This window comes from Thalassococcus profundi (assembly GCF_003344785.1).
Classification (GTDB): Bacteria; Pseudomonadota; Alphaproteobacteria; order Rhodobacterales; family Rhodobacteraceae; genus Puniceibacterium; species Puniceibacterium profundi.
In genome coordinates this window covers 90,562-98,362 of the sequence record NZ_QPMK01000018.1, presented here as the reverse complement: position 1 = coordinate 98,362, position 7,801 = coordinate 90,562, and the positions used below count along the sequence as shown (strand labels likewise).

Sequence of the window (7,801 nt, the reverse complement as noted above, 5' to 3'; positions counted from 1 at the left end):
ATGCGCAGGTGGTGCCGATGGAGGACATGAACCTGCATTTCACCGGCGATTTCCACGCCATCACCAGCGCGCACAGCCTTCTGAGCGCGATGATCGACAACCACATCTACTGGGGCAACGAGGCGCAGATCGATCAGCGCCGGGTCACTTGGCGCCGGGTCGTCGACATGAACGACCGCAGCTTGCGGCAGATCACCAGTTCCCTCGGCGGCGTCGCCAACGGCTTCCCGCGCGAGGACGGGTTCGACATCACCGTGGCCTCCGAGGTCATGGCGATCCTCTGCCTGGCGCGCGATCTCAAGGATCTCGAGCGTCGCCTGGGCGACATGATCGTCGCCTACCGCCGCGACAAGACGCCGGTCTTCTGCCGCGACATCAAGGCGGCGGGCGCGATGACGGTGCTGCTGAAGGACGCGATGCAGCCCAATCTCGTGCAGACGCTGGAAAACAACCCGGCCTTCGTGCACGGCGGTCCCTTCGCCAACATCGCGCACGGCTGCAACTCGGTCATCGCCACCACGACGGCGCTGAAGCTCGCCGATTACGTGGTGACCGAGGCGGGCTTCGGCGCCGACCTGGGCGCCGAGAAGTTCATGAACATCAAGTGCCGCAAGGCCGGGATTTCTCCGGATGCGGTGGTGATCGTGGCGACGGTGCGGGCGATGAAGATGAACGGCGGCGTCGCCAAGGCCGACCTCGGTGCCGAGAATGTGGAGGCGGTGCAGGCGGGCTGCCCGAACCTCGGACGGCACATCGCCAACGTGAAAAGCTTCGGCGTGCCGGTGATCGTGGGCATCAACCACTTCGCCGGGGACAGCGAGGCCGAGGTGCAGGCGGTGAAGGACTACGTGGCCGAGCAGGGGTCCGAGGCGGTGCTCTGCAAGCACTGGGCCGAGGGCGGCGCCGGCATCGAGGAGATGGCGCGCAAGGTGGCGGATCTCGCCGATTCGGGGGCGGCGCGGTTCCAGACGCTCTACCCGGACGAGATGCCGCTGTTCGAGAAGATCGAGGCGATCGCCAAGGGCATCTACCACGCCGACGGGGTGGATGCGGACGGCAAGATCAAGGCGCAGCTGAAGGACTGGGAAGAGCAGGGCTACGGCACGCTGCCGATCTGCGTGGCCAAGACGCAGTATTCCTTCACCACCGACCCCACCCGCCGCGGCGCGCCCACCGGCCACCGCCTGCCGGTGCGCGAGGTGCGGCTGTCGGCGGGGGCGGGGTTCATCGTGGCGATCTGCGGCGAGATCATGACCATGCCCGGCCTGCCTCGGGTCCCGGCATCCGAGAGCATCCGGCTCAACGACGAGGGGCTGATCGAAGGGCTGTTTTAAGGCGCCTTCGCGCACGAAGGCGCCGAACCGGACAGAGCGGGTTGGCAAAGCCAACCCGCGGAGTCCGGCCCGGTGGAAATGGGGCGGGGTGGAAAGACGCACCGGTCCCGCCACCCTGCGACACCCCGCCCGGCCGAGAGACCCCACGCCGAACCGCCGCGGCCCAAGGCCGCGCCGGTGCCTCCGGCGGAGGTTTTTCGAAACCGGAGAAGGGGCGGGGTCGGTCCTTTGATCCTTTCGTCCCGCGAAAGGTGGCGCGGTCGGGGGGATGCCCGGAACGGTCGCGGTCGGGGCAGCGATGGCGCTTCATGCGCGGATAGTTTGGAACCAGAGACGCCCGGCTTCGGGTGCAAGACAAGGAACGCGAGATGACAGCAACGATCATTGACGGCAAGGCCTTCGCCGCATCCGTCCGGGACAAGGTCGCGGCCCGTGTGGCCGAGATCAAGGAACAGAACGGCATCACCCCCGGCCTCGCCGTGGTGCTGGTGGGCGAGGACCCTGCGAGCCAGGTCTACGTCCGATCCAAGGGCAAGATGACCGTCGAGGTGGGCATGAATTCCTACGAGCACAAGCTCGATGCCGACACTTCGGAGGAAGACCTGCTGGCCATCGTCGAGAAGCTAAACAACGACCCGGCTGTGCATGGTATCCTGGTGCAGCTGCCGCTGCCCGATCACCTGAATTCGGACCTCATCATCAACGCCATCGATCCGGCGAAGGATGTCGACGGGTTTCATATCTCCAACGTCGGCCTGCTGGGCACGGGGCAGAAGAGCATGGTGCCCTGCACGCCTCTGGGGTCGCTGATGATGTTGCGCGATCATCACGGGTCGCTGTCGGGCATGAACGCCGTGGTGCTGGGCCGGTCGAACATCGTCGGCAAGCCGATGGCGCAGCTGCTGCTGGGCGACAGCTGCACCGTGACGATCGCGCATTCGCGCACCAAGGACCTCGCGGACGTGGTGCGTCGTGCCGATATCGTCGTGGCCGCCGTGGGCCGTCCGCAGATGGTGCCGGGCGACTGGATCAAGCCGGGGGCGACGGTGATCGACGTGGGCATCAACCGCATCGACGCGCCGGAGAAGGGCGAAGGCAAGACCCGGCTGGTGGGCGACGTGGATTACGACAGCTGCGCCGAGGTGGCGGGGGCGATCACCCCGGTGCCGGGCGGCGTCGGGCCGATGACCATCGCCTGCCTGCTGGCCAACACGCTGACCGCCTGCTGCCGGGCCAACGGGCTGGAAGAGCCCGAGGGGCTGACGGCCTGAGTCGTCGGCGCCGCCGCGACCGGGCGGCGCGCGTCCGCCCGACGTCGGGCCGCTGGACGCTGCCGCGAATATGCGGTAGGTTTATACCGCTAACTGACAGGACCCAGCCGATGCCGGACCGTGCGCGCAGCTCGACCAGCATGAGCCTCGACCGCTCCGTCCTCGACGAGGCGCGAGCGCTGGGGATCAACCTGTCCCGCGCGGCAGAGCAGGGGCTGGTCGCGGCGATCCGCGCCGAGCGCGCGCGGCGCTGGAGGGCCGAGAATGCCGCCGCCATCGACGCCTACAACGGCTTTGTCGAGGCAGGCGGCATCCCGCTCTCCGAACACCGGAAATTCTGAGATTTGGCGGCGCAGTACGACGTGTGCACCGCTCCGGGCGGCATCCGTGTCGTGGTGGTGCAAAGCGATCTGCTTGACGGGATGACGACGCGCGTGGTGATCCCGCTGTTGCCACCGGCCGCCGGTCTTGTCCCGATGATCCCGCTGAATCCGGTGCTGACATTGGGCACCGACCGGCTGGTGTTGATGCCGCAGCTTATGGCGACGCTGAGCCTGCGCGATCTGAGCCCGCCCGAGGCCTCGCTTGCGGTCTACCGGGACGAGATCACGCGGGCGCTGGACATGCTATTGTCCGGCATCTGAACGGCCTCAGCCGGTCCAGCCCAGGCCGCTGGAAATCACGTGGATCGACATCAGCAGCCCGTCGACATCCGTCGGATCAGCCTCGGCCGCGCCACCGGCCCCGCGCACCTTGTCCAGCAGGTCGATCTGCATCCGGTGCACGCCGTTCATCTGCGGGCGGATCGCCTCGGCCAAAGCGCGGAATTCGGGAAAGCGCGCGGCGAGGCTGCGTTCACCGGTGACCGACAGCAGCATGTTGCGGGTGAGGTCGTGCTCGGCCTCGATCTTGGCGAAGATCGCATCGCGATGCGCGCCGTCGCGCACGAGCCCGGCATAGGCACGGGCGATTTCCATATCCGCCTGGAACAGTACCTTTTCGGCTTCATCCACCACCAGCCGGAACAGCCGCGAGCGTTCGAACATGCGGCGCAAGAGGTCGAGCCCATCGTCGCCGCGCACCCTCGTGAAGGACGAAAGCGCCGAACCGATGCCGTACCAGCCGGTCATCATGTGTCGGTTCTGGCTCCAGGCAAAGACCCAGGGGATCGCGCGCAGGTCGCCCAGGTCGCGCGGCGCGGTGCCGAAACGCTTGGCGGGGCGCGACCCGATCTTGAGCAGGGCCAGTTCGTCGACGGGACTTGCCTCGTGGAAATAGTCGATGAAGCCGTCCGAGCCGACAAGATCGAGGTACTTGACCTGGCTGAGACCCGACAGTGCCTCGAGCGCCTCGTTGAACTCGGGCGCGTCGGAAGATTGCCGCGCTGTCGGGGATTCCAGCGTGTGGCGCAGCACGGCGGCAGCGAGGAATTCGAGGTTGCCGAGCGCGGTACCACGATTGGCGAACTTGGCCGAGACGATCTCGCCCTGTTCGGTGACGCGCAGGCGGCCGTCGACCGTGCCTTCGGGCTGGGCGGCGATCGCGCGGCCGGCGGGGGCGCCGCCGCGGCTGACCGACCCGCCGCGGCCGTGGAAGAAGCTCACCGAGATGCGGTGCTTCTGGCCGATGCGGCGCACGGCGGTCTGGGCCTTGGACAGCTCCCAGTTCGAGGTCAGGAATCCACCGTCCTTGTTGCTGTCGGAATAGCCCAGCATGATCTCCTGCACATCGCCGTTTTCGCGGATGGCGCGGCGGACGGTGCGGTTGGAAAACAGCGTTTCGAGAATGTCGGTCCCGGCGCGCAGGTCGTCGATGGTCTCGAGCAGCGGCACGACCTCGACCGGCAGGGGCGTGTCCTGGGCTGCGGCCTCGTCCGGCAGGGTCCAGCGCGCCAGCAGGTAGCAGGCCATGATGTCGGCCGCCGAGGTCGTCATCGACAGGATGAAGGCGCCGATGGCGCGGCGTTCGCGGGCGCGGGTTTCGGCCATGAGCGAAAAGAGGTCGAGCGTTTCCGCAGCCTCTGCCGGCAGCTCGCCCAGGGCGGTGCGGTCCAGCGGCGCGTCGTGCAGCAGGGCGTCGTTCAGGGCTGCGGACCATTCGGGCGTGTTTTCCTCGGGAACCGTATCGCCGCGTGCCTTGAGAACCGCGGCGACAGTGCGGTTGATGACTGTGGCGTTCTGGCGGATGTCCAGCGACACCGTGTGAAAGCCGAAGGTCTCGATCCGCCGCAGGAGCGGCCCGGTGCGGCGCGCGGCGGTCTGCATCGCGCCGACCTTTCGCAACGCTTCGTGCATGTGCGCCACCACCTGCCGGAACTCCTGCGCGTTGCGGAACGGCTGCGCCAGGGTCTTTTCGCCGCGATCCGCCGCCAGCGTCGCCTCGAGCCGCAAGAGCAGGGCCGTGGCGCACTGGCGAAACGGTTCGGCACTGTTGTGTTCGCGCGTGTGATCGGCGGCGGCAGCGCAGAGGTTCAGCTGGTTCGACACCTCGTTCAGGAAATCGTCCGGCACGTCGGCCACCGACAGGCTCAGCGACAGGTCGCGGCCCATCTCGGCCAGCGCCGTGCGATAAGAGGCGAGCGCGGCGCGGCGATACTCGGCCAGCGCGGCGCGGGTCACGTCGGCGGTGACATGCGGGTTGCCGTCGCGGTCGCCGCCGATCCAGCTCGAGAAGCGCAGGAACGGGCCAGGCGTCACGTCGGCGGGGAAGTCGCGCAGCGCGTGGGACAGCGTGTCGTGCAACGCGGGCACGGCGTTGTAGAGCACCTCGCCGAAGAAATAGAGCCCCCAGGCAACCTCTTGCGGGACGGTCGGTTTCTCCAGCCGCAATTCGCCGGTGAGCCAGAGCAGCTCGATCTCGGCGGTCAGCGCGTCGAGATAGGCCTGCTCTTCCCGCGGAGCCCAGTTGCGGCCGACGAGGTCGGTCAGCCGGCGATAGATGCGTCGGTGATTCTCCAGCACCGTGACGCGTTTGGTTTCGGTCGGGTGGGCGGTCATCGTCGGAACGACCCGCAGGCGGCGCAAAGTGTCGGAGACCTTTTCCGGATCGGCGCCGGAGCGGGCGGCCTGCGACAGCACCTCGGCGAAGGAGCCGTCGATATCGGCGGCCGATCCCGCGCGTTCGGCGGCGCGGCGGTTCTGCACGGCGTCGAATTCGCGTGCGATCGCCAGAAGCTGGTGCCATGTGCCCAGAACCTGCAGCGCGCCAAAGCGGTCTTCGGGCGCCACGCGGTCCAGCGTGCGCACCCCGTCGAGCAGTTGCACCACATCCGGGATCTGCTGCCGGGTCACCTGGATCAAACAGGATTTCAGCACCGCGCGCAGGTTCGAAAGATCGGGACGGTCGGCGATGTCGGGCAGTTGGCGTGTGACGAGCATGGAATGCGGCCTCCGGATTGGTTACCGCTATCATCCACGGGATCGCCCGAGTCCGACAGCACCGTCCGGCTAGGTTTCCTCCACCGTTCGTGGAGAATTTTCTTACCCGTTAGGGGATCGAAAGGTGGGCTGTTTCCACGACATTTCATCCCTGCCGTCGTGCCAGGCCGCTTCAGGATGCCGGTTCGGGTAAGCGCATCCCACCCCATCCGGGTCAGAAGGCGTGTAATCCGTCTTATGTAATGTGTAGCGTGTCGTGTTGCGGTCGATCCGGAACGCCTCTGCGGTGATCGGGCTGCGACACCCTGCGCCTTCATTCCGGTGCGCGCGACCTGTGCGATCCGTAACGAGGCGTTGGAGCGTCGCAGCTGAAGATCGGCTCATTACCAAGCACGCAGCCGTTCCGAAAAAGCGTTGCGCGAGCTCGCAAAGCAGGTCTGCGGGCTTCAGATCCTAGCTGTCCAGCAAATCCCGGATCGCCGCACGGTATGTCGAAAAGACGGCGTCACGTGCAACGTGCCGGCCGCCGGACACCATGTGCCGTCCGGCAGCCCAGACATCGGTCACAACGTCATCCTTGGCCGCGAAGGCGAACCCGTCGAGCAGGCTGTCACCGGACAAGGCGCAAAGCGCCGGCCTCTGGCTGTCGATGGCCACGAGGTCGGCCAGTTTGCCCGTCTCGATCAAACCGGCGTCACGGTTCAGGGCCTGTGCCCCGCCGCGCGCCGCCGTGGTGTAAAGGAACGCCCCCACGGAGCCTTGTCCGGCGGTCATCACGTTGCGGCTGGTGTCGCGCAGACGCTGAGAATATTCCAGCGTGCGCAGCTCTTCGGTCAGCGAAATGTTGATGTTCGAATCAGAGCCGATCCCGAACCGGCCCCCCGCGGCCGCATAGCCGGGGCCATTGAACGGCCCGTCGCCGAGGTTGGCTTCGGTGACGGGGCAAAGACCGGCCACCGCGCCCGACCGGGCCATGGCCTCGGTTTCCTCCGGCGTCATATGCGTCGCATGGATCAGGCACCAGCGCGTGTCGACAGGCTGGTTGTCGAGTAACCAGGCGACGGGCCGGGCGCCAAGCCAGGCCTCGATGTCGCGCACCTCCTGCGGCTGTTCTGCGATATGGATGTGGATGGGCCCCTGCCCCTGCGAGGCCACGATCCGGGCCAGGTCTTCGGGGCGTGTGGCGCGCAGGGAATGCGGCGCGATGCCGATGCGCGCGTCCGGCGGCAGGGCGCGCAGGGCCGACGCCGCAAGCTCGGTCAGGCGCGCGAAGCCGTCGACGTCATTGCCGAAGCGCCGCTGCCCGGCGGTCAAGTCGGCCTGTCCTGCCCCGCCATACGAGTAAAGCACGGGCAGATGGGTCAACCCGATCCCCGTTTGCGCGGCGGCGGCAAAGATCCGTTCCGAGAGTTCGGCGCGGTTATCGTAAGGCGCCCCGCCCGGCTGGTGATGGACGTAGTGAAATTCACCCACACTGGAAAAGCCCGCCTCCAGCATCTCGACATAGACCTGCGCGGCGATGGCTTCGATCTGGTCAGGCGTCATGCGGTCCATGAAGCGGTACATGAGGTCCCGCCAGGTCCAGAAACTGTCCCGGCCCGCCTGCCGAAATTCGGTCATGCCCGCCATGGCGCGCTGAAAGGCGTGGCTGTGCAGGTTGCCCAAAGCCGGCAGCAGCGTGTCGACGCGGCTGTCGCTCGTCTGCGGACCGGCATCCTTTTCGATGTGCATGATGGTTCCGGCGTCGACGGTCAGTCGGACATTGCCGGCCCAGCCCTCGTCCAAAAGGGCCTGCTTTGCATGTATCACGGCCTTATCT

At 67.1% G+C, this 7,801-nt stretch carries 6 protein-coding genes; 4 read left to right on the top strand and 2 right to left on the bottom strand.

From position 1 onward, the window contains the following. The 4 genes from DU478_RS18815 to DU478_RS18800 all read left to right on the top strand — a co-directional run. Positions 1-1,334: formate--tetrahydrofolate ligase (locus DU478_RS18815; RefSeq protein ID WP_114512501.1), on the top strand; the 1,334-nt coding region annotated here is incomplete at its 5' end. 368 nt (positions 1,335-1,702) lie between these two features. After that, complete coding sequence (folD, locus tag DU478_RS18810) at positions 1,703-2,605, top strand: bifunctional methylenetetrahydrofolate dehydrogenase/methenyltetrahydrofolate cyclohydrolase FolD (protein WP_114512500.1); 903 nt, start codon at positions 1,703-1,705, stop codon at positions 2,603-2,605. Between the two features lie 110 nt (positions 2,606-2,715). Next, positions 2,716-2,946: a type II toxin-antitoxin system CcdA family antitoxin gene (locus DU478_RS18805; RefSeq protein ID WP_114512499.1), complete on the top strand. Its 231-nt coding sequence runs from the start codon at positions 2,716-2,718 to the stop codon at positions 2,944-2,946. A gap of 21 nt (positions 2,947-2,967) precedes the next feature. Next, positions 2,968-3,249 (top strand): CcdB family protein, encoded by a 282-nt coding sequence (locus DU478_RS18800; RefSeq protein ID WP_147276385.1) that lies wholly within the window; start codon positions 2,968-2,970, stop codon positions 3,247-3,249. 6 nt (positions 3,250-3,255) lie between these two features. Here the strand turns inward: DU478_RS18800 and DU478_RS18795 are convergent, their stop codons facing one another. Next, complete coding sequence (locus DU478_RS18795; protein ID WP_114512497.1) at positions 3,256-5,982, bottom strand: phosphoenolpyruvate carboxylase; 2,727 nt, start codon at positions 5,980-5,982, stop codon at positions 3,256-3,258. Positions 5,983-6,435: 453 nt separating this feature from the next. Beyond that, on the bottom strand, positions 6,436-7,791 hold the full coding sequence (locus DU478_RS18790) for a formimidoylglutamate deiminase (RefSeq protein ID WP_233501424.1): 1,356 nt from the start codon (positions 7,789-7,791) through the stop codon (positions 6,436-6,438). Positions 7,792-7,801 lie beyond the last annotated feature (10 nt).